This window comes from Labilibaculum sp. K2S (assembly GCF_030372765.1).
In the GTDB taxonomy this organism is placed as follows: Bacteria; Bacteroidota; Bacteroidia; order Bacteroidales; family Marinifilaceae; genus Labilibaculum.
In genome coordinates this window covers 728,357-751,898 of sequence record NZ_JAUCMW010000001.1, presented here as the reverse complement: position 1 = coordinate 751,898, position 23,542 = coordinate 728,357, and the positions used below count along the sequence as shown (strand labels likewise).

Annotated in this window: 26 protein-coding genes; 10 read left to right on the top strand and 16 right to left on the bottom strand. The window is 34.0% G+C overall.

Features of this window, described 5'->3' with window-relative positions:
* From QUH73_RS02890 to QUH73_RS02820, 15 genes are all read right to left on the bottom strand, one after another.
* Nucleotides 1–762, bottom strand: a complete 762-nt coding sequence (locus QUH73_RS02890; RefSeq protein ID WP_289528974.1) for an adenosylcobinamide-GDP ribazoletransferase — start codon at nucleotides 760–762, stop codon at nucleotides 1–3.
* Nucleotides 763–1,812: a nicotinate-nucleotide--dimethylbenzimidazole phosphoribosyltransferase gene (gene cobT, locus QUH73_RS02885; protein ID WP_289528973.1), complete on the bottom strand. Its 1,050-nt coding sequence runs from the start codon at nucleotides 1,810–1,812 to the stop codon at nucleotides 763–765. It lies immediately after the preceding gene.
* Between the two features lie 39 nt (nucleotides 1,813–1,851).
* Complete coding sequence (cobT, locus tag QUH73_RS02880; protein ID WP_289528972.1) at nucleotides 1,852–2,904, bottom strand: nicotinate-nucleotide--dimethylbenzimidazole phosphoribosyltransferase; 1,053 nt, start codon at nucleotides 2,902–2,904, stop codon at nucleotides 1,852–1,854.
* Between the two features lie 35 nt (nucleotides 2,905–2,939).
* Nucleotides 2,940–3,452, bottom strand: coding sequence for a bifunctional adenosylcobinamide kinase/adenosylcobinamide-phosphate guanylyltransferase (locus QUH73_RS02875; protein WP_289528971.1), 513 nt, complete (start codon nucleotides 3,450–3,452; stop codon nucleotides 2,940–2,942).
* A 99-nt stretch (nucleotides 3,453–3,551) separates the two neighbouring features.
* Nucleotides 3,552–4,499 (bottom strand): adenosylcobinamide-phosphate synthase CbiB, encoded by a 948-nt coding sequence (cbiB, locus tag QUH73_RS02870; protein ID WP_289528970.1) that lies wholly within the window; start codon nucleotides 4,497–4,499, stop codon nucleotides 3,552–3,554.
* Complete coding sequence (locus tag QUH73_RS02865) at nucleotides 4,478–5,506, bottom strand: pyridoxal phosphate-dependent aminotransferase (RefSeq protein ID WP_289528969.1); 1,029 nt, start codon at nucleotides 5,504–5,506, stop codon at nucleotides 4,478–4,480. Before QUH73_RS02865 ends, cbiB begins: the two co-directional genes overlap by 22 nt.
* 170 nt (nucleotides 5,507–5,676) lie before the next feature.
* A complete protein-coding gene (locus QUH73_RS02860) occupies nucleotides 5,677–6,591 on the bottom strand; it encodes a dihydroorotate dehydrogenase (RefSeq protein WP_289528968.1) in 915 nt (304 codons plus the stop codon).
* Complete coding sequence (locus QUH73_RS02855) at nucleotides 6,585–7,346, bottom strand: dihydroorotate dehydrogenase electron transfer subunit (RefSeq protein ID WP_289528967.1); 762 nt, start codon at nucleotides 7,344–7,346, stop codon at nucleotides 6,585–6,587. The genes QUH73_RS02860 and QUH73_RS02855 overlap by 7 nt, the downstream gene beginning before the upstream one ends.
* Nucleotides 7,347–7,408: 62 nt before the next feature.
* Nucleotides 7,409–7,837: a helix-turn-helix transcriptional regulator gene (locus QUH73_RS02850; RefSeq protein WP_289528966.1), complete on the bottom strand. Its 429-nt coding sequence runs from the start codon at nucleotides 7,835–7,837 to the stop codon at nucleotides 7,409–7,411.
* Between the two features lie 1,060 nt (nucleotides 7,838–8,897).
* Nucleotides 8,898–9,275, bottom strand: a complete 378-nt coding sequence (locus QUH73_RS02845) for a hypothetical protein (RefSeq protein WP_289528965.1) — start codon at nucleotides 9,273–9,275, stop codon at nucleotides 8,898–8,900.
* A gap of 1 nt (nucleotide 9,276) precedes the next feature.
* Entirely contained in the window at nucleotides 9,277–9,999 is a 723-nt protein-coding gene (locus tag QUH73_RS02840; RefSeq protein WP_289528964.1) for a M48 family metallopeptidase, read from the bottom strand.
* A gap of 51 nt (nucleotides 10,000–10,050) precedes the next feature.
* Nucleotides 10,051–10,338 (bottom strand): hypothetical protein, encoded by a 288-nt coding sequence (locus QUH73_RS02835; RefSeq protein WP_289528963.1) that lies wholly within the window; start codon nucleotides 10,336–10,338, stop codon nucleotides 10,051–10,053.
* Nucleotides 10,339–10,466: 128 nt separating this feature from the next.
* The gene (locus tag QUH73_RS02830; RefSeq protein WP_289528962.1) at nucleotides 10,467–11,750 is read right to left on the bottom strand and encodes a dicarboxylate/amino acid:cation symporter; all 1,284 of its coding nucleotides are present in this window, start codon (nucleotides 11,748–11,750) and stop codon (nucleotides 10,467–10,469) included.
* Nucleotides 11,751–11,855: 105 nt separating this feature from the next.
* On the bottom strand, nucleotides 11,856–12,398 hold the full coding sequence (locus QUH73_RS02825) for an FKBP-type peptidyl-prolyl cis-trans isomerase (RefSeq protein ID WP_289528961.1): 543 nt from the start codon (nucleotides 12,396–12,398) through the stop codon (nucleotides 11,856–11,858).
* 133 nt (nucleotides 12,399–12,531) lie between these two features.
* On the bottom strand, nucleotides 12,532–13,017 hold the full coding sequence (locus QUH73_RS02820; protein WP_289528960.1) for a thioredoxin family protein: 486 nt from the start codon (nucleotides 13,015–13,017) through the stop codon (nucleotides 12,532–12,534).
* Nucleotides 13,018–13,207: 190 nt separating this feature from the next.
* On the opposite strand from QUH73_RS02820, the gene bioA reads away from it, so the two are divergent.
* The 8 genes from bioA (at nucleotide 13,208) to mtaB (ending at nucleotide 21,516) form a co-directional block, all read left to right on the top strand.
* Complete coding sequence (gene bioA, locus QUH73_RS02815; protein WP_289528959.1) at nucleotides 13,208–14,497, top strand: adenosylmethionine--8-amino-7-oxononanoate transaminase; 1,290 nt, start codon at nucleotides 13,208–13,210, stop codon at nucleotides 14,495–14,497.
* Nucleotides 14,498–14,504: 7 nt separating this feature from the next.
* Nucleotides 14,505–15,626, top strand: a complete 1,122-nt coding sequence (locus QUH73_RS02810) for an aminotransferase class I/II-fold pyridoxal phosphate-dependent enzyme (RefSeq protein WP_289528958.1) — start codon at nucleotides 14,505–14,507, stop codon at nucleotides 15,624–15,626.
* The gene (locus tag QUH73_RS02805; protein ID WP_289528957.1) at nucleotides 15,616–16,308 is read left to right on the top strand and encodes a DUF452 family protein; all 693 of its coding nucleotides are present in this window, start codon (nucleotides 15,616–15,618) and stop codon (nucleotides 16,306–16,308) included. The genes QUH73_RS02810 and QUH73_RS02805 overlap by 11 nt, the downstream gene beginning before the upstream one ends.
* Nucleotides 16,289–17,056, top strand: coding sequence for a malonyl-ACP O-methyltransferase BioC (gene bioC, locus QUH73_RS02800; RefSeq protein WP_289528956.1), 768 nt, complete (start codon nucleotides 16,289–16,291; stop codon nucleotides 17,054–17,056). The genes QUH73_RS02805 and bioC overlap by 20 nt, the downstream gene beginning before the upstream one ends.
* Nucleotides 17,057–17,058: 2 nt before the next feature.
* Nucleotides 17,059–17,742 (top strand): dethiobiotin synthase, encoded by a 684-nt coding sequence (gene bioD / locus QUH73_RS02795; RefSeq protein WP_289528955.1) that lies wholly within the window; start codon nucleotides 17,059–17,061, stop codon nucleotides 17,740–17,742.
* Nucleotides 17,743–18,146: 404 nt separating this feature from the next.
* Nucleotides 18,147–18,791, top strand: a complete 645-nt coding sequence (locus QUH73_RS02790) for a ferredoxin--NADP reductase (RefSeq protein ID WP_289528954.1) — start codon at nucleotides 18,147–18,149, stop codon at nucleotides 18,789–18,791.
* 104 nt (nucleotides 18,792–18,895) lie between these two features.
* Nucleotides 18,896–20,239 (top strand): tRNA (N6-isopentenyl adenosine(37)-C2)-methylthiotransferase MiaB, encoded by a 1,344-nt coding sequence (miaB, locus tag QUH73_RS02785; RefSeq protein ID WP_289528953.1) that lies wholly within the window; start codon nucleotides 18,896–18,898, stop codon nucleotides 20,237–20,239.
* The gene (mtaB, locus tag QUH73_RS02780; protein ID WP_289528952.1) at nucleotides 20,236–21,516 is read left to right on the top strand and encodes a tRNA (N(6)-L-threonylcarbamoyladenosine(37)-C(2))-methylthiotransferase MtaB; all 1,281 of its coding nucleotides are present in this window, start codon (nucleotides 20,236–20,238) and stop codon (nucleotides 21,514–21,516) included. Before miaB ends, mtaB begins: the two co-directional genes overlap by 4 nt.
* Before the next feature lie 46 nt (nucleotides 21,517–21,562).
* On the opposite strand, the gene QUH73_RS02775 is transcribed toward mtaB, so the two are convergent.
* The gene (locus tag QUH73_RS02775; RefSeq protein ID WP_289528951.1) at nucleotides 21,563–22,687 is read right to left on the bottom strand and encodes a universal stress protein; all 1,125 of its coding nucleotides are present in this window, start codon (nucleotides 22,685–22,687) and stop codon (nucleotides 21,563–21,565) included.
* A gap of 228 nt (nucleotides 22,688–22,915) precedes the next feature.
* Between QUH73_RS02775 and rpsF the strand changes: the two genes are divergently transcribed.
* The gene (gene rpsF, locus QUH73_RS02770; RefSeq protein ID WP_197092725.1) at nucleotides 22,916–23,263 is read left to right on the top strand and encodes a 30S ribosomal protein S6; all 348 of its coding nucleotides are present in this window, start codon (nucleotides 22,916–22,918) and stop codon (nucleotides 23,261–23,263) included.
* 3 nt (nucleotides 23,264–23,266) lie between these two features.
* Nucleotides 23,267–23,536: a 30S ribosomal protein S18 gene (gene rpsR / locus QUH73_RS02765; RefSeq protein ID WP_101263476.1), complete on the top strand. Its 270-nt coding sequence runs from the start codon at nucleotides 23,267–23,269 to the stop codon at nucleotides 23,534–23,536.
* The last annotated feature ends 6 nt before the right edge of the window (nucleotides 23,537–23,542 follow it).

Here is a 23,542-nt window from a genome sequence, read left to right as displayed (position 1 = left end):
TTATAAAACTTGATTAATAATTACCATATAGGATAAATAAAATACAATCTCACAAACCTGTTGCGTTGCCCCAATGCAATCGCCGGTAAAACCACCTATCCATTTATTAAAATATCTACCTAATAAAACTTTACTTAAATAAACAGGAATAAGAATTAAGAAAAACTTTATATTCCCCAATAATGCCAAAGGCAGAATTCCTGTAATAATAGTGAAAATTAGATTTTTGGTTGATAGTTTTTGGGAATAATCTTTTGCTTTTGAATTTTCGGTTCGTGCATATTGGTGCGAATTTACCAATGTAGCAGCAAACATTCTTGTTACAGAATGGGCGGCAATTAAAATCAAGGGCAATTGAGTTGCAGATATAGAATACTGACAAAAAAACTTTGTCATCACCAGGAAAACAATACCTGTAACTCCAAATGCTCCAATTAAGGAATCCTTCATAATTTCAAGGATCCGCTCAGGTGTCCAGCCTCCACCAAATCCATCACAGACATCCATAAAGCCATCCTCGTGTAATGCCCCAGTGAACAGAACCGTGAATCCCATACTTAGCATTACCGATAGATTAAAGGGGAAAATTAAATTAGCGAGATAAAAAACCAAACCGGCTAATCCACCAATAATTGCACCTGAAATGGGGAAATATTTGATAGCTTCATGTTGATATTCTTTTTCAAACCGAGCCCATTTCGGAAATGGAATTCGCGTAAAAAAGGATAATCCAGTAAAAAATATGTCAATTTCTCTTCTCATCTATGCTTGTGAAATTTGATCGCTGTTGCTTACGCCAGCATCTTCGAAACTAGCCATTTGATTTAGAAAATTTACCGCCGATTCAATAATTGGATAGGCTACCGCTGCTCCTGTGCCCTCGCCTAAGCGCATTCCTAAATCTAAAATTGGCTCCGCTTTTAAATATTTAAGCATATGCTTGTGACCATTTTCATTCGATTTGTGTGTAAAAATACAATATTCCAGAACGTCAGAATTTATTTTTGATGCCGCTAAAAGTGCAGAACTAATAATAAAACCATCAACCATAATCACCATTTTCAATTCGGCTGCTTTTAACATCGCTCCAACAATCATGACAATTTCGAAGCCACCAAAATGAGTTATAATATTTTCAACAGAATTATCGCCATTGTAATTATCAACAGCTTTTTTCAGTATTTCATATTTCTTTTTCAAACCTTCATTATCCCATCCGGTACCACGACCAACGCATTCTTTTAAATCTACGCCAGCTAAAATATGCAGTAAAATAGCTGCAGACGAGGTATTTCCAATTCCCATCTCACCAAAACCGATAATATTGGATCCCTCTCTATGCATTTTATCGCAAAGATCTGAACCGCGTTTAATTGCTGTTTTAAATTGTTCTGCAGTCATTGCTGATTCGTTCAAATAACTTTTTGTTCCGTAATCAACTTTAGCGTTAATTACTCCGGAGCTTTTGTCAAAATCGAAATTTACACCGGCATCAATTATCCGAATATCTATTCCATTCTGACGACCAAAAACATTAATTGCAGCACCGCCATTAAGAAAATTAGCTACCATTTGCCAGGTAACTTCTTGTGGGTACGGACTCACACCATCAAGTGCAATTCCATGATCTGAAGCAAACACCATGATAGTCGGTTGTTTTAATTCCGGACTCAAAGTGTTTTGAATACATCCAATTTTTACGGCTAACTTTTCTAAGACACCTAACGATCCAATGGGTTTGGTTTTTAAATCAATTTTCTGTTGAAGTTGTTCGGTCAGCTCGTTATTAGGTTTACTTATATTGAAATTCATTGATGCGACTTTTTAAATGTAAAATTAAATATAAAACAATTAGCTGATTGTTTTGACCTCTTCTGATTCACTTACTCCAGCTTCCTGAAATGAAGCCATTTCATTAATAAATTGAACGGCGCTTTTTACAATCGGATAACAAACCATAGCTCCTGTTCCTTCACCCAATCGCATGCCGATATCCAAAATTGGTTCTGCATTTAGGTAGTTTAGCATTTTGATATGTGCCTGCTCATTCGACATGTGAGCAAACAGGCAATATTCCAATACTTTAGAGTTGATTTTGGATGCGGCAAGCAATGCTGAAGTAATGATAAATCCATCAATTAACATGGTCATTTTTAACTCTGCAGCTTTCAGCATGGCACCTACAATCATAACTATCTCAAAACCACCAAATTGAATCAATGCATTAAGGGGATCATTACCACCATTGTATTTATGCAAAGCTTCATTCAATAATTCAAATTTTGATTTTACGCCATTATTATCCAATCCAGTTCCTCTTCCTACGCACTCTTCCAGGCTAATATCAGCTAAAAGGCTAAGTATTAATGCTGCCGATGATGTATTTCCGATGCCTTTTTCTCCAAAAGCAATAAAGTTGCATCCTTCTTTATGAATTCCCTCAATAACATCAGCACCACTCTTAAATCCTTCCAGGCATTGATCTTTTGTCATTGCAGGGCCAAATCGGTAATTCTTAGTTCCGTAAGCAATTTTTTTATTGATAATATTTAATGATGGATTAAAATCATGATCTATACCTGCGTCAACAACTTTAAAATCAATATTATGCTGACGGGAAAATACATTTATGGCTGCACCTCCCTGCATGTAATTGTAAAGCATTTCATAGCTAACAGATTTAGGATAAAAACTTACACCATCATCTGCTATTCCATGATCCCCAGCAAATACAACCACTGCAGGATTTTTAATTTCCGGAGATAGACTTTCTTGAATTCTTCCTATTTGAAATGAAATCTTTTCAAGTATTCCAAGCGAACCAAGGGGTTTTGTTTTCCCATTGATTTTATTTAACAACTCCTGATCCAAGGATGTGGATACGGAGGATATCTTAAATTCCATTATAATTATTTAAAGGTTCGGATTTGATTGTTCTGTTATAAAGTATTTTTAATTTCAAGTGGTAAACCAGATATAATTAATGTAACACGATCTGCTCTTTTTGCGATGTACTGATTAATGCTTCCTTGCAGATCATTGAATCTCATTGCTATTTTGTTTCCCGGATATCCTCCTAATCCCAATTCATTGGTAACAATTATCCAGTTGCAATTTTGAGCAAATATATTTTCAAGTTCTTGAGTAGCTTCAAGTAATGATTTTTTATCATCCTCACCATTGTCAAAAAAGAAGTTGTTTATCCATAAGGTGATGCAATCTAAAAGAACTACTTTCCCCGTAAAATCGTGCTGGCTCAAAAATTTCTCTTCTTCAATAGTAGTCCATTGATTTCCACGTCTGTTTTTGTGTATTTCAATTCTTTCGCGATGTGCTTCGTCCCAAATTCGTGAGGTTGCCAGATAAACAGGCTGATCATTTAAGGATAGTGCCAGATCTTCAGCAAATAAACTTTTCCCGGAACGTTGTCCTCCTGTAATTAAATGAATCATTGCTAATTTATTTTTGGATCAGTATCCTTCATAAATGTGGAATATTTAAAGTGTGAAGTTACAAATTAAAGATTCCAGCTGGAATTAAATTCTCCTTTTTTACAACAGAATTTCATATGGAAAATAGACAGCAATAATTATAAGAACACTTGCGAAACACACCGAATGGTTGATGTAAAAAAGTTTATAGATATCTTCGTTCAGTATTGGTCGATTATTAACTCCAATAAATGGTTTGTGTACACTTTTCCCGCCATAATCATGAGGTCCTCCAAATTGACAATTCATTATTCCTGCGAGTGCTGACTCCGGGTAACCGGCATTAGGACTGAGATGAGCATGTCCATATTTAAAGATGTATAAAAAGCCTTTTGTATTTAGCGTGAATAATACCATTAGAAGTGCAGTAATACGAGCGGGAATAAAATTTGCAATATCATCCAATCGGGCAGCAATACGTCCAAACAAAATGTACTTTTCATTTTTATATCCAATCATGGAATCCATTGTATTAATCATTTTATAACACATCATTCCCGGAACTCCGGCAATGGCAAAGTAAAAAAGAGGAGCAACAACGCCATCCGATAAATTCTCTGATAAAGTTTCCAATACAGCCAAACGTATTTCCTGTTTCGATAATTTTGATGTATCCCGACCGACAATCCATGATAATCTTTTTCTGCCTGCTTCTAATCCTTTTTCATTAAGATGTTTAAAGACTTCGAATCCTTCCTGTAACAAGCTTTTGTTCGCTAATCCGTAAAAAACCATTATCGAGGTAAATACAATATAAACTGTACTATTCCAGTTTAAAGTGATGATGCTTAGGTACGAAAAAATAAAATACACACTAGTTGCTAATCCTAAAGCCATTACTGCTCCTTTAAACAATTGGTATTTTCCTTTAGTCAGATATTTAGTGAAAAAAGCAATCGTGTTACCGAATAAAACGATTGGGTGTGGCAAGCTTCTTGGATCACCAAAAATGAGATCCAAAATGTATCCTATAACAAGAGGGATAATTATGAGTTTAATTTGCTCCATTGAATTAACGCTTCTATTAATAATTGATTTTTTTCATCGGTTTGGGTGGCTAATCGGAAGAAGGAAGAATTTAATCCACGAAAATTAGCTGCATCGCGAATTAATATCCCAAAATTTGAAATTAGAAACTTTTTAAGCTCAAAAGCAGATAATTTTTCTAGTTCAACTAAAAAGAAGGAAGTTTTTGAAGGATGAATTTGCAGACCGGAAATTTTTTGAATATTTCCCTTGAATTTTTTAGTTTCTGATTTATAATAGTTTACAGATGGCATAAAATCTGTTTTATTTGCCAAAAGGAACTTTCCAGCCTCAATTGCCAGTGAATTTACCGTCCAAGGAGCCTTGTAGAATTGAATATTCTGTACCAATACCTTGTTTGAGACTAAATATCCCAATCTCAGGCCGGGAATTGAAAAGTTTTTAGTGAGTGATTTCACCAAAATTAAATTCTCATACTTATCAAGTAAATCTATGCATGAGTTAATCTCATCAGTAAAATCAATATAGGCTTCATCAATCACAAAAACAGATTTTGAATTGATTTTTAAAATTTTCTCAAGTTCATCCAATTCTAGAATATTTCCATTTGGATTATTAGGGTTGCAAATCCAAACCAAGCCTTCTTCAAAAATTGTTTTGCTGTCTAATTCTGCCCAATTAATAAAGAATAACTTGTGTTTATTGACTCTGCAAGCGTCTTCATACTCGGAGAAGGTAGGGATTATAATACTTGAATTAGATCCAGAGAAACATTGTGCAATAAGGTAGAAGGCTTCCGTAGCGCCATTGGTTGCAATAATTTGATTCTTATTTACATCTAAATCTATTGTCAATGCCTTCACAAGACTCTCAGCAGATGCTTCAGGATAAGAATGTATAGTATTCCAATTTTTGAATAAGTGCTGTTTTAGATCTTCGGATTTACCCCCAAACCAAACATTACTGCTGAAATTAGCCACAATTGCCTGTTTATATTGGTAACCATCATCTCCATGTCCGTGTAACATCTTGTTATATAGGGTTTAATGATAAAAATACATTCGTTATTTGTGTCGAAAAAATTGTATAAAAATAGAACAAAATTCAAATAAAACGGCAAGAGTTTACAACTGTAATTACAATTGTAAACTCTCAAATTGTCAATTAAAGAAATAATTCCCTAATATAAGTATCTTATCTATTGTGTTTTAATCGCTCCAATTAAATCAGTCACATTTTCAACCTGATGTCTGATCATATATTCCTTGATTCCTTCAACAACTTTAACTGTTACCTGAGGATCAATAAAATTAGCAGTTCCAATTTGAATAGCAGATGCACCGGCCAGAATAAACTCAATGGCATCTTTCGCATTCATAATGCCACCTAAACCAACAATTGGGATATTAACAGCGTTAAAAACCTGCCAAACCATTCGTAAGGCAACTGGTTTCACACATGGACCAGACAAACCTCCTGTAACAGTAGATAAAAGGGGCTTTCTTGTTTCTGCATCAATAGCCATTCCTAGTAATGTATTGATAAGAGATACAGAATCAGCACCTTCCGCTTCAACAGCTTTAGCTATTTCAGTAATATCCGTTACATTTGGTGACAATTTAACCATTAAATGCTTTTTGTACACCTTACGAACTGCTCGAACCACAGATGCTGCAGATGAACAGCTAGTTCCGAAAGCCATTCCGCCTTCTTTAACGTTCGGACAAGATATATTCAGCTCTATTGCCGGAATCTTATCTAAATTATTAATTATTGCAGCTGTTTCAACGTAATCTTCTATTACAGAGCCGGAAACATTAACCAAAATATTCGTGTCGTAATGGTTAATTCTAGGATATATTTTATCACAAAAATATTCTACTCCCTTATTTTGCAGTCCAACAGCATTTAGCATTCCAGAAGGTGTTTCAGCCATTCTAGGGTAAGGGTTTCCTTCCCGATGATGTCTTGTAGTGCCTTTAACTAATATGCCGCCTAATTGGCTGATATCAATAAAATCTTCAAATTCTTCACCGTAACCAAAGGTTCCGGAAGCAGTCATTACCGGATTTTTAAGAATCAGATCCTTAAGTTTAACTTCCAAATTTACCATTTCAACTCATTTATATTGAACACCGGACCTTCAGTGCATGTACATATATTACCTCTTTTTGTATCAGTTACACAGCATAAGCATGCTCCAAATCCACAAGCCATAGTGTTTTCAAGGGAAACCTCACATGTAATATTCTTACTCCTGGAATAAGCAGCCACAGCTTTCATCATAGGTTCCGGACCACAGGTAAACGCGTAGTCGAACTTCTCGTTAAGTATAGAATGCTGCGTAGGATAGCCTTTTTCACCAACAGAACCGTCTTCGGTAGTAACAAATATACGTCCGTATTCTTTATAAGGATCTAATTCAACAGCATCGTAGGCTGAACGTACACCTAGTATGGTAGTAACCTCATTTCCTGCATCCTTAAGATATTTTGCCAAGTATAATAAAGGAGCGACACCACATCCACCACCAATTAAAAGAGTTTTAGAGTTCTTAGGGATAGAGTATTGATTTCCCAAGGGGAAAACGATATTGAGTTTGTCGCCAATAGTTAAATCGCCTAATTTGGTTGTGCCTTCTCCAATTTTTTTAATGTATAATTTGATTATATTCTCTTCGTAATCAACAAAATGGATGGATAAAGGCCTTCTAAGAAAGGTGTTGTTTGCATTTTCGACAAGAACGTTAACAAATTGCCCTGGTTTAATGTCTGGTAAGGGCGTAGATGCCTTTACATCAATAACAAAAGTTCCGTCATTAAGCTCTTTCTTGTGCAGTACCTTAAAGTCCTGTACTAATTTTTTCATGGTGCCTGGTTGTATTTTAAACTGTTAAGTATAAACGCAGGCAAAGATAAGCTAAAAAATATTTAAGAAGGATTGTATTCTTTAAAAGTTTTATCCGTGTAAAACACCACTACTTTCTCTATCTGTTTTCCAGATGTAAATGCACTCATTTCCAGCACAGGTTCAGGGTTTGAGCGCGGAATATTAATTGTTTCTTTATTTAATTTAGGCGGATGATTAGGTTGAGTTTCAAGTGGTGTCCGGCTCGTTTCCGGTTCTTGAAACAAAGAAGGTGAATCTTGTGATTTATACATATTACCCATGCCTGAAATAAGCCAATTAGGGTCTATTGAAGGAAATGACATTAGAATTTTTTGAACAAAGTCCAGGCTTGGGTTATTACGACCCGATAAAATATGAGAAATACTCGATCGCTGTACGCCTATGGTATCTGCAAACTTAGAAGAGGTTAACCCTTCACTATTAATCAGCTGAACTATTCGATTTTTCATTCTTAAGTTGTTTATATGTGAATTTTACAGATGTTAATTTTAACAACATCACAAATTTAAAATAATAATTACAAAAGTCAAAATATTTAGAAAAAGAATATTCACTAATGTAATTCACTAATGTAATTCAGAGGAAAATATATATTCAGATTGTAATCATTAAACATTATTACTTTTGTAAACATTCCATTCGTCTTACTAATAGAGTGTTTATGCACAGTATGTATCTTTAAAAGACATTCAATTAATTACTCCGTAAAATTCTATTTCGTAAACAATATTGAATGGATTAATAATAGTATGGTAAAATCACTGTATATCAAACCTTTAAATAAATTTACAATACTATACTATAAGTATTTACAAAAAATATAAATTAAATGATATTAACGGATAATTTTGCTTGTTATTTTACTATAAGTGGATCGCGTATATTACTGATATATTGACTATTATGATATCAAAAGTTACATTATACACATAGATTAACGCGATTTTTATACATATGTAATTAGTAAATTAAAGTATTACTTTACCTATGTATTTTAAACAACTGGTATACAGGTCAATAATTGTATTATTTATAGTTTGCTAGTAAGAAGATCATAACTTGTTTCAATTGTAAATTCAATTGAAATTCAGAACATTGATATTCATTATAACATTACCCATGTAAATTACAATGCAAAATTAATTACAAGACTACACACCTTAATTGTTTACATGTGTTGATTAGTGCAACTAGAGTAAGTTACAATACTAAACTAGATTAAATTTCTTTTTGTAAATTTTGAATTGGATTTTTTTGACCGTAGATTACAATATCAGGCGAAATTCTAATGAAATTTGTAAACAACACTCCGTTAGTTTACAGATATTAAATTCTAAGAAGGTTAAAAGGAAGGAATTTCTCTCGTAAGTATCACAAAATTAAACAAATGAGTTGGTTTTCTTTATGACAAAGAATGTTGCTATCTGGATAAAATGGAAATTTTCCTTTATTTATTCGGATATTCAGGAATAAATCCAATACTCTGTGTTTTTTTGAGTTGGGTATTTATTAATTTTTATTCTCCGGAGGTTTTCTAAGTTGTAAGAAACCAATAAATAAAATGTAAGCTGCGAACGCAACGATTAATATTCGAAGTATTAAATTTTGGTTGATATCATGATTGCTTGCGAGGATATCGCGCGATAAGGCAGGAATCATAAAGATTAACAAGCCAAATACTAAAATAAGCTGTATGTATAAAAAGATAACTTTTAGTTTTTCTTTTCTGCGGGAAGTCGTTGGTGATACAACAATGTTATTTTTTGTCTTATTGCCTCTTTTTGTCAGCTTTTTTGGTTCCGGGTTGCTTAATTTTTGTTTTAGTTTATTCCCTATTAAGAATGTTAATACACATATGCCAACTAAAATATAAATTTCCTTATTCATGTTAATATATTGTTGTAGAGTATTTTTTAATTTCTTTTCTTTTTCTGGTCAATTCCGGGCAATGGATTTCCAGTAATTGATAGAATTCTCTGGAATGATTCTTAACTTTAGTATGGCATAATTCATGCAGAATAACCATATCGCATAGTTCATTAGGTAACCTCATTAAATGAAGATTGAGGTTAATATTATTATCATGCGAACATGATCCCCAACGACTTTTTGTATTTTTAATTTTAACGGATTTATAGGAAAACTCACCAAGTTTTGCTAATTCTTTGATTCTAATTGGAAGATGATGGTTTGCTTCTCTGCGCAGGGTTTCTATAATAGAATTTCGAATGAATGTTTGTAAATCTGAATTTTGAATCGCGGTATTGGCAGGATACTTTACTTCCAGTACTCCATTAGAGAGTTTTGCAGAATAATAACTCACCTCTCCGGGACTAAGCTTTAATTGATGGAAACGTGTTTTAAATTGGATCTCAGGAGTGAAAATTGTTTGTTTGTTCTCTTTTAATTTTGTTTTTGCCTTATTATTGATAATCCATGCTTTATTTTGTTTGGCAAAATTGATGGCATCCTGATAACTTATACCATAAGGCACATTAACCCAAATTCCTTTTTTTGGTGCTATCCGTACAGATAAACGTTTGAATCTTCGACTCTTCTTAAAGAGAACATCCCCAATATCCTCTAATAGTATAATTTTTTCTTCGGGCATAAAAAAAGCTTTGCAATACGCAAAGCTATCAGAAATATCTTTTGAAAGAAATTATTTCTCTTTAATTAAATTGCTCAATTCTGTGAAAGATTCGTCAACATTCTTGAATAAATCAGTATATACAGCCTTGTAGTAAGCCTTTACAATTTTAGGATTGTCCTTACCATCAGGATGATTTACACGTGCAATTAATTGATTACGGGAAACAATAGTATTCTTTACAATGTCCATTACTTTATCCTTATTTTCAGGATGTAAATAATTATAATTGTAGCAATCTGAAATTACCTCAAAACTAAGGTAATCGATATCCTTTTTTAAGCGTTTTCTACTTGCCATATCTATATTTTTGAATAAGTTGCATAACAGAAGATACTGTTATTCGTCCACAAAGATAATAAACACTTATTGAATTTCCTTGTTCCTTTGAAAAGTTATGAATTGATAATTACCTAAATAGTTTTGACTTAAATTTTCCTGACAGGATTTAATTGACCTTCACTTGCCGCAACTATTGTTGCAACAGTAGCATCCCCTGTAACATTAACAACTGTGCGAAGCATATCAAGAGGCCGGTCAATACCTAATATTAATGCCAAACCCTCAATGGGTATTCCTACCGATGTTAAAACAATGATTAACATTATAATACTCCCGCCCGGAACTCCGGGTGTTCCGATAGATGCCAGAGTTGCTGTGACCACAATTATCAATTGGTCGTAAATATCCAAATCTACACCAAACACCTGCGCGATAAAAACTGCAGCAATTGCCTGGTAACAACTGGTTCCATCCATATTAATGGTAACACCAACCGGAAGTACAAAACTCGCAACTTCATTAGCAACACCTATTTCTTTTTCAACACACTCCATGGTAACCGGAAGGGTTGCTGCACTTGAACTTGTAGAAAATGCTAACAGTTGGGCAGGTGAAATGGCTTTGTAAAAATCAGTGTATCTAACTGGGGTAAAAAATTTCAGGAACAATGGATAGATAATAAATATCATTACCAAGAGACCTAAAATAACTGTGATTGCATATAATCCTAAAGCTGAAAATAAATCAAGATCACCAGAGAAATCGACTATTAAACCTGCGATAAGGGCAAATACGCCATAAGGAGCAAAAAGCATAATGAGGTCAATTATCTTAAGGATAATTGCATCTATCCCATCAAAAAAATCTCTAACTACCTTGACTTTCTTTTCTTCCAAAATAACCATTGCAATGCCAAATAGAATCGCAAAGAATATGACCTGAAGCATTTTAGAATTATCTGTGGCTGCATGAAAGAAATTGGATGGAACAACATCTACAAGAAATTTGAGTGGAGACTCCTCTTTCAAATCTGAAGCCTGATTTTTCTTTAAATCAATTGTTGTATGGTATTTTTCCTGTAACTCTATCTTTTTATAGTCGGGAAAAGTATTGCCTGGCTCAATAGTATTCACGAGTATTAAACCAAAACTTACGGCAATAACTGTAGAAAGGACATAAAGAGAAATGGTTTTAATTCCTATTCTTGATAATTTCGAAATATTGGAAAGACTTGATATTCCTTTCACCAACGAAACAAAAATTAAAGGAACAGCAATCAATTTTAATAAGTTTAAGAAAATATCGCCCCAAGGTTTGATCCAATCATTGGTTAATTCAGACAATTCAAAATAAACGGCAATTAATCCCGCTATAATTCCAAATCCCATTCCAACTAAAATTTTCACGTAAAGAGGTAATCTTTTCCACATAATCAAGATTTTTTTTTATTGTGCTTTAAAGATACTTGATAAGACTAGAAAAACAAAGCCCGAAAACCAAAGGCTTTCGGGCTGAAATATCTTTTCAGAAAAGAATTAGCATCCACATCCGCTGCCACATCCACCACTCTCACAACTTCCGCTATTGCAACCACCTTGAGGTGCATAAGCTTCTTTCATTTCTTCTTCTGAAGCATCTCTAACTTCAATAACTTCACCTTTGAAGAAAAGAGTATCTCCGGCAAGTGGATGATTGAAATCCATTTTGATAGTAGCATCTGTTACTTCAAGAACGATTCCATTCATTCTACGGCCTGAATTGTCCTGCATTGGCACTACATTTCCTTCCGCAATAACTTCTGAATCAAATTCACCGTTAACTTCAAATATATTTTTAGGAAGATCGATTACTGCTTCTTCTGAAGCTTCACCATAAGCTTCTTCAGTTTCCAATTTGAAATCAAAAGAATCACCTACTTTCAGCCCCATCAATTTTTCTTCAAATTTTTCTAACATCTGTCCAGCACCACATAAATATGTAAGTGGAGTTTCTGCTACTGCTTTTTCAATAATCTCTCCCGAAAGATCAGTTTTTAATTCATAAATAACTGAAACAACCTTATCTTTTGAAATTGTCATAATATTTTCTTTTTTTTAGTATTATATCCTTAATTTGGATCCCAAAACCTGAGAATTCTGTACAAAGAAAGTACAATTATTTCTTTATTCAAATAAAAAAGGAGTTGATAGTCTAAATTTATTGCCTTTTACTTTATTTGTAATGTTCAGGATTTAAAGCATCAGGCCTCCAATTGTACAAGAATGATTTAACTTTCTCGAAATCGTAAGTTTTGTCTTGTTCTAAATCACCTGTGTTTTGTGTATGAAGTCTTTCTCCTTTACCATTTAACACGATCATAACAGGAAATCCAAAACGCTGAGGATAACCAAGTTCTGCCAATGCATCCAGATTTTTATTTTCCTTACTGTAATTTACCTCAAGGAAAATATAATTATCTTCAATAAGCTTATTTAATGTAGTTTCAGTACCTAGGTAATTGTGCATTTTTATGCACCAAGGGCACCAATTTCCTCCAATTTGTAAAAGGACGTGTTTTCCTTCTTTTTTAGCTTTGCTAACCGCCTTAGCAATTTCTTCTTTCCCGTTAAGAGATGGATCATAAGGTTTTTGACCTATTGTTGTTAGGCTGAATGCAAGAAATAAACATACTAAAACGGCAATTTTTTTAGTTTTCATGTTTGTGTTTTAAATTTGAAGCAATTTAAATTAAATTGAAGGCAAATCAAGGAGATTTCAGATTTTTAACGAACAAATAACATTTCAAGACGAGCCGAAACAACATATGTTGTAAAAATACTTTAGAATTGGTACGGTTTAGAAGGATAAACCCTAGTTTTACAAAGAATTTACATGAAAAAAAACTCCTATGTCGGAACAGTTTAAGCCATCTGATCTCGTTTTTGATCGAGAACATATTTGGCACCCATATACTTCAATGCATGAGCCACTACCCGTCTACCCCGTGGTTTCGGCCAATGGTGCAAGACTTACATTGGATTCAGGTCAAAATATTATTGATGGCATGTCCTCGTGGTGGTGTGCTGTTCACGGATATAATCATCCTGTTTTGAATGAAGCTGTTCAAAAGCAACTAAAGCAGATGTCGCATGTGATGTTTGGCGGAATCACTCACAAACCTGCAATTGAGTTGGCCAGGTTATTGGTTGAACTAAGTCCAGAGGGAATGGAAAAGGTCTTTTTCAGCGATTCCGGTTCTGTATCTGTTGAGGTGGCAATGAAAATGGCTCTTCAATATTGGTTTACTATAGGAAATCAACACAAAAATAAATTTTTGAGCATTCGTTCCGGATATCATGGTGACACTTTTAATGCCATGTCTGTTTGCGATCCTGTAACCGGAATGCATGAAATTTTCAGAGGCGTTTTGCCTGTTAATTACTTCGCAGAATCGCCAAGTTGTGGTTTTTATGATGAATGGGATTCTAGCTCCTTTCAGTCTATGCAAAATATGATTGAAACGCATCATGAAGAGCTTGCTGCTGTTATATTAGAGCCTATTGTTCAAGGGGCTGGAGGAATGAAATTTTATCACCCTCAATATTTAACGGAACTGCGAAGAGCTTGTGATAAGTATGATGTACTGCTTATTCTCGATGAAATTGCTACTGGTTTTGGTAGAACAGGGAAATTATTTGCTTGCGAACACGCTGATATATCCCCGGATATTATGTGCGTTGGAAAAGCGATAACAAGTGGTTATTTAAGTTTTGCAGCCACTTTAACTTCACAAAAAGTAAGCGATGGAATTTCGGCAGGTGCTCCAGGTTGTTTTATGCATGGCCCCACATTTATGGGAAATCCTTTGGCATGCGCTGTTGGTGTAGCAAGTATCAATTTACTTTTAGAATCATCGTGTTTGGAGAAGGTTCGTAAGATTGAAGAACAATTAATACGGAATTTGTCGAAGGCGAAAGAATTAAAACAAGTAAAGGATGTTCGAATTTTGGGTGCTATTGGAGTCATTGAAATGAATGAACCGGTAAATATGGCTTCTATTCAAAAGCAATTTGTGGAAAATGGAGTTTGGGTTCGCCCATTTGGAAAATTAGTCTACATTATGCCACCATTTATTATATCTGAAGAAGATTTATCTTTCCTTTGCAAAGCTTTGGTTAAAGTAGTAGCAATGCAATAAATTAGAAATGGATCAAAAACTGAATAAATACAAAGAGGAATTACAGACGCTTGAGGAGTCTGGCAACCTTCGGGCCCTAAAAATGATTTCTGAAAGTAACTATAAAATTAACCTCTCTTCAAATGATTATTTAGGAGTTAGTAAAAAGAATATTCCACGTCCAAAGGGGAATTCTTTTGGTTCCGGATCATCTCGCCTGCTTACCGGAAACTTTAAGGAATATCAGTTACTGGAAGCTGAACTCGAAAATTTGTATGGCCGGACTGCATTATTTTTTAATTCGGGATATCATGCTAATATTGGTATTTTGGCAGCTTTAGCAGGAAAAGATGATTTGATAATATCTGATAAATTGAATCATGCCAGTATAATTGATGGTATTCGTTTGAGCAGTGCAGAGCAAGTTAGATTCAAACATGCTGATTACGATCATTTAACACATATTCTTACAACAAAACGGAAAGATTATAATCGTGTTTTTGTTGTAAGTGAATCAGTTTTTAGTATGGACGGCGATGAAGCTGACCTTGAAAAACTGATTGAAATTAAAAAGCGATTTGATTGCTTTTTATATATTGATGAAGCTCACGCTCTTGGTGTTAGAGGTATTAAAGGCCTTGGTTTATCGGAAGAGAAATCATGTCTTAATGAAATTGATTTACTGATTGGCACTTTTGGTAAAGCAATGAACTCAATAGGTGCATATGTTATTTGTGATGCTATCCTTAAAGAGTATTTAATTAATAAAATGCGTTCTTTGATTTTCACCACTGCTCTACCTCCAATTGTAATCAGCTGGAACTATATCATGTTGCGAACCATTGTGAAAATGAAAATGGAACGGGAGCATTTACAGTCAATATCGGAACAATTAAGAGATGGTCTGAAGAATGCCGGAATAGAAACAATGGGAAGCTCAAATATTATTCCTGTTCTGGTTGGAGACAGTCAAAAATGCGTTAATTTAGCTGAGTATTTGCAAAAAAAGGGATTTTTAGTATTCCCTATCCGCCCTCCTGCAGTGCCTAAAGATTCTGCAAGACTGCGTATTTCTGTTTGTGCAGATATGGATTGGGAAGATCTTAAAGATCTACCGGAACTGATAAAGAACTATTGCGATGAAAAGTGAATGGCTGCATAAATCTGCTAACGAGAAATGCATTTTGTTTATGAATGGCTGGGGGTGCGATGCAACTCCTTTTCAATCAATAAATTCAAAAGAGTACGATGTGCTTATGTGTTTCGATTATCGGGATATCTTAATTCCCAAACAGGTTGAAAGGCTCTTTGAAAATTATCAGGAAGTACATTTGGTTGCATGGTCGCTTGGTGTTTATGTCGCGAATATGCTTTACCATCAATGGAAGGATCTATTTGCCAGTAAAATTGCCATAAATGGAACTTTACAAGCAATTGATAATTTGAAAGGCATTCCTCCTGCTATTTTTCAAGGCACCATAGATGGATTGAATTCAAGAACCATTGAGAAGTTTTGGCTTCGAATGTGTGGTGGTAGAAATGGATTTGATCGTTTCAAAGTGCAAATGCCACAGCGGGATATTGAAGATCAAAAGGAAGAATTAATTGTACTTCAGGAGCTTGTACAAAACCATTTTGTTGATTGGAATGTATATGATTCCGTATTATTGGGGCAAAATGATCTAATTTTCCCATTTGAAAATTTAGAAAATGCCTGGAGTGAACAAAATAACATAATTAAGAAGGAAAATATTCCTCATTTTTGTTTTTACAGTTGGAATTCGTGGGATGATTTAATGGAGGAATGTAAAAGTGCAACATCAAAATATTAATAAAGATAAAGTACAAAAAGGATTCGTAAAAAGTATCGAAACCTATCGTAAACATGCTATTGTCCAGGAAGCTATCGCCTCCAGATTAGTTAATGAATTGTTACGTCAACCTGTAAGCCATTTTTCGAAAGTTCTTGAAATTGGTTGCGGACCGGCTGTACTAACTGAGAAGTTCTTCCAAAAATTTAATGCCGATTTGTATTATGCAAATGATATTGTAGAAGAATATTCAGACATTCTTAGCTCTATTCATTCGGACATACAATTTTTGGGTGGTGATATTGAGTCTATGGACTTACCAGATTCTTTGGATTTAATTATTTCGAGTTCAACATTCCAATGGTTCAACAACTTAGATGGTTTTTTGACAAAAATACACAAAGCTTTACAACCTGATGGTTTACTTGTATTTAGCACTTTTGGCCCTGATAATTACAGAGAAATACGCGAAGTGAATGGCAAAGGATTAAACTATTTGTCGTTTGGAATACATGAGCGGCTTTTGTCGGATAAATTTGAAATTATTTGGAGTGACAAAGAAACAATTACCCGTTTTTTCTCAGATCCTCTTGGTGTTTTATTTCATATGAAGCAAACAGGTGTAAACGGAATTCCTGGAAAGGCCTGGACAAAAAGTGATTTAAAGAATTTTAAAGAGGATTATCAGGATTTGTTTGGTACGGACTTGGGTGTGCCTCTCACCTACCAACCCTTATATTTTATTGCTAAACCAAAAAAGATAAATTAATAATGCCAACCTATTTTATTGCAGGAATTGATACTGATACCGGCAAAACATTTGCTACTGGTTTAATGGCCAGGTATCTATTGGAGCATAAAAAATCAGTAATAACTCAAAAATTTGCACAAACCGGTTGCAAAGGAATTTCTGAAGATATTTTAATGCATCGGGAAATAATGGGAATGGAAATTCAAGAGGTTGATAAAGACGGAACCACATGCCCATATGTTTTTGACTACCCGGCATCACCGCATCTGGCTGCACAAATGCAAGATCAGGAAATTGATATTAAAAGAATAGAAAAATCAACAACAATTCTTGAAGATCAATTTGATTATCTTCTTTTGGAAGGTGTTGGTGGTATGCATGTTCCAATAACTTTGGATTATTCACTTCTTGATTTCATGGAAGAGAAAAAATATCCGGTAATTTTAGTTACATCATCAAAACTGGGTAGTATTAATCACACTCTTCTCAGTCTTGAAATTGCAAAATTAAGACAAATTCCAATTAAAGGATTAGTCTACAATCAATATCCTGCAAACAGTGAATTCATTTTAAAAGATTCAATTCAGGTTTTTAAAACCTATTTGAAAAAATATGGATTTGATTGTCCAATCATCGAGATTCCGGAATTGAAGAAAGGCGAAATGTCAAATGTTGATTTTGGCAAACTATTTTTTGCAGAATAACAGCATGTGAGGAATATCACAAAATTCAGATTATTTTTTAAGCCTTTCAGAAAGAAATATGCTTACCCTACTGCAGTAAGAATGTAATTTATTCAATTCTCAGGGGCTTAAATAATAAAAATACCACATTAAATATCACATAATCAATAAATAAAACTGAATTAATTCATCTCTGATTTATGTGTATTCTAGAAGAAAATGAGGTTTTTTCTGGAATTTTGCACATTTATTGTTGATTTTTGTTAAAACGGATCTAAAGATCCTATTATACTTGTTTATTCGATGGATTTTATCTTTTTTTGTACTCGTTTATTTGTAATGATTCCATATAAAATATTCGTCGTATTATTGAGTTAAGCACAAATAAATTTATGGATGAATAATATTGAATACATAAATTAGGAATGAGATCACACAAAGTTATTGAAATAAGAAATTTGACTTCTTCCACCTATATTATAAGGATGGAAAAAAATGATTTTACATTTAAAACAGGGCAATACATAACTCTTGGATTTTCCGGAAGTATTGATCGAAGAGAATATTCTATATATAGTTCTGAAAATGATAATTTTTTAGAAGTGCTAATTAAAGAAGTTGAAAACGGATTAGTTTCAAAAAAGCTAAAGCGTTGTAAAACTGGTGATTATTTAGATGTTGATGGACCTTTTGGTCATTTCTCATTAGAAGAATCGGAAATTGGCAGGAAAAAGTTTCTTTTTATTGCTACAGGTACTGGCATATCTCCAATTCACAGTTTTGTTGAAACGCACCCTGAAATGGATTATCGGGTACTTCATGGTGTGAGAATTGAAGAAGAAGCGTATGAAAAAGATAGTTATCCGAATGGAAAGTACATTTTATGTACCTCCCGCGAAAAATCAGGTGATTATCATGGTAGAGTCACAGATTATTTATTGAAAAACCCAATTCCTTCTGATACAGTTTGTTATCTATGTGGTAATTGTCATATGATTTATGAAGCTTACGACATTCTTGAAAAACAAGGGATCTCATTAGGTCCAATTCACACTGAGGTATACTTTTAAATGGAGAATGAAGAATTATGAAAATTGAGCTAAGATAGTTCATGTATAGAAGCGGAATATTTTCAAATTCATAATTCTTAACTTGTAATTTATAATTTTAAAATATGAAATATCATCTTGTATCATTAGGTTGTCAAATGAACGCTTCGGATGGAGAAAGAGTTCGTTCGGTAATCGAAAATATGGGCTACCAATGGACAGATAAAGAAGAAGAAGCCAATCTAATTGGGATTTTAGCTTGTTCTGTGCGTCAAAAGGCAATAGACAAGGTTTATTCTAAAATTCATAAATGGAATTTGTGGAAAAACAAACGGAACCTAATCACTTTTGTCTCCGGTTGTATCTTACCCTCTGATCTGGATAAATTTCTCAAGTTGTTTGACATCATTTTTCAGATGAAGGATTTGCCAAAATTACCGGAAATGATTCAACAATATGGAATTACAACTCCTGTTGGATTGCAGCAGGGGTTTGATTCCCAGAATGAAAATATTTCTGAATTCTGGCATGTGAAACCCAGTTACACTTCAGAATTTGAGGCTTTTGTTCCTATTCAAAACGGTTGTGATAAGTTTTGTTCATTTTGTGCCGTTCCATATACCAGAGGACGAGAAGTTTCCCGTCCCTCCGATGAAATTGTAACAGAAATTCAAAGCTTGGCGGAGCGTGGATTTAAATCAATTACCTTACTTGGACAAAATGTAAATTCATATGGTATTGATAGAAAAGGTGATGAAATAGATTTTCCTGAATTATTGCGTAGAGTTGGAAATTTGGGAAATCAACTCAACAAAGAGTTTTGGATATACTTTACTTCTCCGCATCCGCGCGATATGACTGATGAAGTTATTGAAGTAATTGCTCAGTATAAATGTCTTGCCAAGCAAATTCACTTACCAATTCAATCGGGTGATGATAAAGTCCTTATCCACATGAATCGTAAGCATGGAATGGAAAAGTACAGGCAAATTGTTCATACAATTAAACGCTTAATTCCTGAGGCTACCCTTTTTACAGATATTATTGTTGGCTTTACAGGAGAAAAAGATGAACAATTTGAAAATACCAGAAAAGCAATGAATGAGTTCAAATACAACATGGCTTACATTGCAATGTACTCTCCCCGTCCGGGCGCATTAAGTCATCGTTGGTTTGATGATATCAGCCTGGATATTAAGAAAGAGCGACACCATATTTTAACTCAGGATTTGAAGATTCATTCTAAAAATTATAATTCTTCAATGGTGGGCAAAACCTATCGGGTGTTGGTTAAAGGACAGGCTAAACACGATGGTTACCTTGCGGGATTAACAGAAGGAAGAATTAATGTACGGTTTTTATCACAGGAAGAGAATTTGATAGGCCAATTTGTAGATGTAAAAATTACATCAGCCGCTGATTTTTCAGTTGAAGGTGAAATGATAACGATAAAAGAAAGTGTAGCGTGAAGAAAGTGGCGTTTAAAACCTTAGGGTGTAGATTAAACCAATATGAAACGGATGCGTTGGCGTCTCAATTTCAAGATAAAGGTTATGAGCTTGTTCAATTTGATGAGTCTGCTGACGTATACGTAATTAACTCATGTACTGTAACTCATCAAAGCGATCACAAATCGAGAAACTTTATTAATCAGGCGAACAGACGAAATAAAAATTCGGTTCTTGTTGTTACCGGTTGCATGGCCAATAATGCAAAGGAAGAGTTAGAAAGTAGAGAAGAAATTAATTATGTAGTTGAAAATGATCAGAAAACTTCTGTGTTTTCTTTGGTTGAAGCACATTTTGATGGCGAAATTATTCATCCTTCAAAATTGAATGCAGATCTATTTTCTTATGGAGCTACAGATAAAGGTTTTCATACCCGAAGTATGATTAAAATACAAGATGGATGTGATAATTTTTGTACGTTTTGTATTATTCCTTCGGTTCGGGGAAGGGCTGCAAGCAGACCGATACAGGATATTCTGACAAATATCCGTGAAGTAATTTCTCATGGAGCGAAGGAAATTGTAATAACCGGTGTAAATATTGGAAGATATGAGTTTGAAGGATATCAATTTGATGATGTTGTCGAGCAAATTCTTAATCTTGAAGGTGATTTTAGACTTCGTATTTCCTCTATAGAACCTGATGGTTTTGGAGAGAAATTTCTTGGACTTTTGAATCATCCTAAAATGACACCGCATTTGCACTTGTGTTTACAGAGTGGATCTGAACCTGTCTTACTTCAAATGAGAAGAATGTACACGGCCAAAAGATTTAAAGAAATAGTGCAAACCGTAAGAGCTAAAAACCCTGATTTCAACATTACAACCGATATCATAATAGGTTTTCCTAATGAAGGTGAAGAAGATTTTTCAGCCACTTGTGATGCAATTAAAGAATTGAATTTTGGACATGTTCATACTTTTAAATATTCTATTCGAAAAGGAACAAGAGCTGAGCGAATGCTTAATCAGGTGGATGAAAGAATAAAAACCGAGAGAAGTGAGATTCTCAGAAATCTATCTGATGAAATAAAAGTTAATTACAGAAAAAGCTTTATCGGGAAAACCCAATCTGTTTTAGTTGAAAAGATTGAAGGAAATATTGCGAATGGCTATGGGGAACATTATATTCCTGTTCAGTTCACTGGTGAAAACATCGAAAAGAATCAATTCTATAAAGTTAAGATTACAAGTATTGAAGACGGTTCTGATCCTGTTTTAAAAGGAGAAATAATATAACAAAAAAGGTGCAATTTATAAATTGCGCCTTTTTTGATACCATGGTTTAGTGAAATACCAAAATTGGGATATGAGTTTTTATAAATAGTTTTCTTGACATTTGCCCAAAAAACAAACGCTCTAATAAATTGTGTTTTCTTGCTAAAATGGCAATCATACCAATATCATTTTTCTGTACGTACTCTTCAATTCCCTTCATTTTTTCCTCAAACTGTATTATGGAGCAATTAACATTTGAATCGCCAAGTGTTTTATCTAAATATTTCCTCAATACTTCCATTTGATGTTGTTCCGTTACATTGTCATCATCAATATCATTAAAATGGACACAATGAACTTTTATGTCATATGGCTTAGTTATAAATTTAAGATTGGCAATTGCTCTGAAATCAGCTTTATCAAAGTTTGTTGCGTACATTATGTTTCTTATCTGTTCAAGGCTTACATCCTCTCCTTGATCAGACAAAACAAGAATTGGAACTTTGGATTCCTCGATGACGTTGGAAACAACACTTCCCAAAAGATTAGTTGTTCCTGCGGACTCACCTCGACTTCCCATAATTACTAAGTCGGGTTGGTAGGTATTGCAAATATTTAATATTTCCGAAGAAGCTGTACCTCCGCTTAAAGCATAATCGACTTCAATTCCTTCAACTTGCTCTAATTCCAATTTGTTACGTATATCGTAATACAGTTCCTTTATTCTTGCTTTGGCATTTTTTTCTACCTCTGAAAGAACTTCTACAACAGTAGCATTATAAGTGTAACTATCAGAAAATGGAATTGTTTCGATTGCTGAAGCAAAATAGGTGTGGAATAACAAAATATCCGCATTAAACGTCTTCGCAATACTCATAGCATACTCGCATAAGCGTGGCGAAAAGTCAGAAAAGTCAATGGGAACCAAAATTCGGTTTACATCTATTTTTTTCCGTGGAAAGGATTTTTTAAAATCCTCCTGAGCGTAGCTTAATTCCAATTCTTCAATTATTTCAAGAGCCTGAGCTAAATCCTGCGCTCTTATTCTTAATTTTACGCCACCTCCTACAGCAGATTGAATTAAGTTAAGATTTTTCAGAAAGCACTCCACACCTTCTGATTCTAAGCGAGTTTTAAGTAACTGCGCTCTGGAGTAGCCATAAGTTGCTAATGTTATCATCCTATCCTTCATAGCTGTAGGTTTAGTTAATCCTTACGTTTAAGTTACAAAAAAAAGCCAAAGCTAACAAGAAGACTTAGGATACAGGAAATTCGTGCATTAAAGTAGGTTTGTAAGATAATATGTATTCTAAATCGCAATAAATCTATGGCATTCTTGAAATATCAAAAAAGAATCGTTAATTTTGCGGCTCAATAAAAAACAGTTACTTACTAAGTAATTAATTAAACAATTAAAGTTATGTTGAATCATTATGAAACCGTTTTCATTGTAACTCCCGTTTTATCTGAGGCTCAGGTAAAGGAGGCGGTAGAAAAATTTAAAGCCCTTATCACCGAGAATGGTGGTGAGATGGTTAATGAGGAGAACTGGGGACTGCGCAAGCTGGCTTATCCAATTCAAAAGAAAAGCACTGGTTTTTACCAATTGCTTCAATTTGATGCTCCAGGTGAACTAATCGAGAAATTGGAACTTAACTACAGACGTGATGAAAGAATCATCCGTTTCTTAACTTTCAAACTTGATAAGTATGCTTTTGAGTATTCTATTAAAAGAAAAGGAAAACTTAAATCTAAAGAGGAGAAGTAAGCTATGGCACAGAATCAATCAGAAATCAGATATTTGACACCTCCGTCAGTTGAGATTAAAAAGAAAAAGTATTGTCGTTTCAAGAAAAACAAGATTAAATTCATCGATTATAAAGATCCTGAGTTTTTGAAAAAATTCTTAAACGAACAAGGTAAAATTTTACCTCGTCGTATCACTGGTACTTCTTTGAAATACCAAAGAAAGGTAGCTACAGCTGTTAAACGTGCTCGTCACATTGCATTGCTGCCATACGTAACTGACATGATGAAATAATTTTTA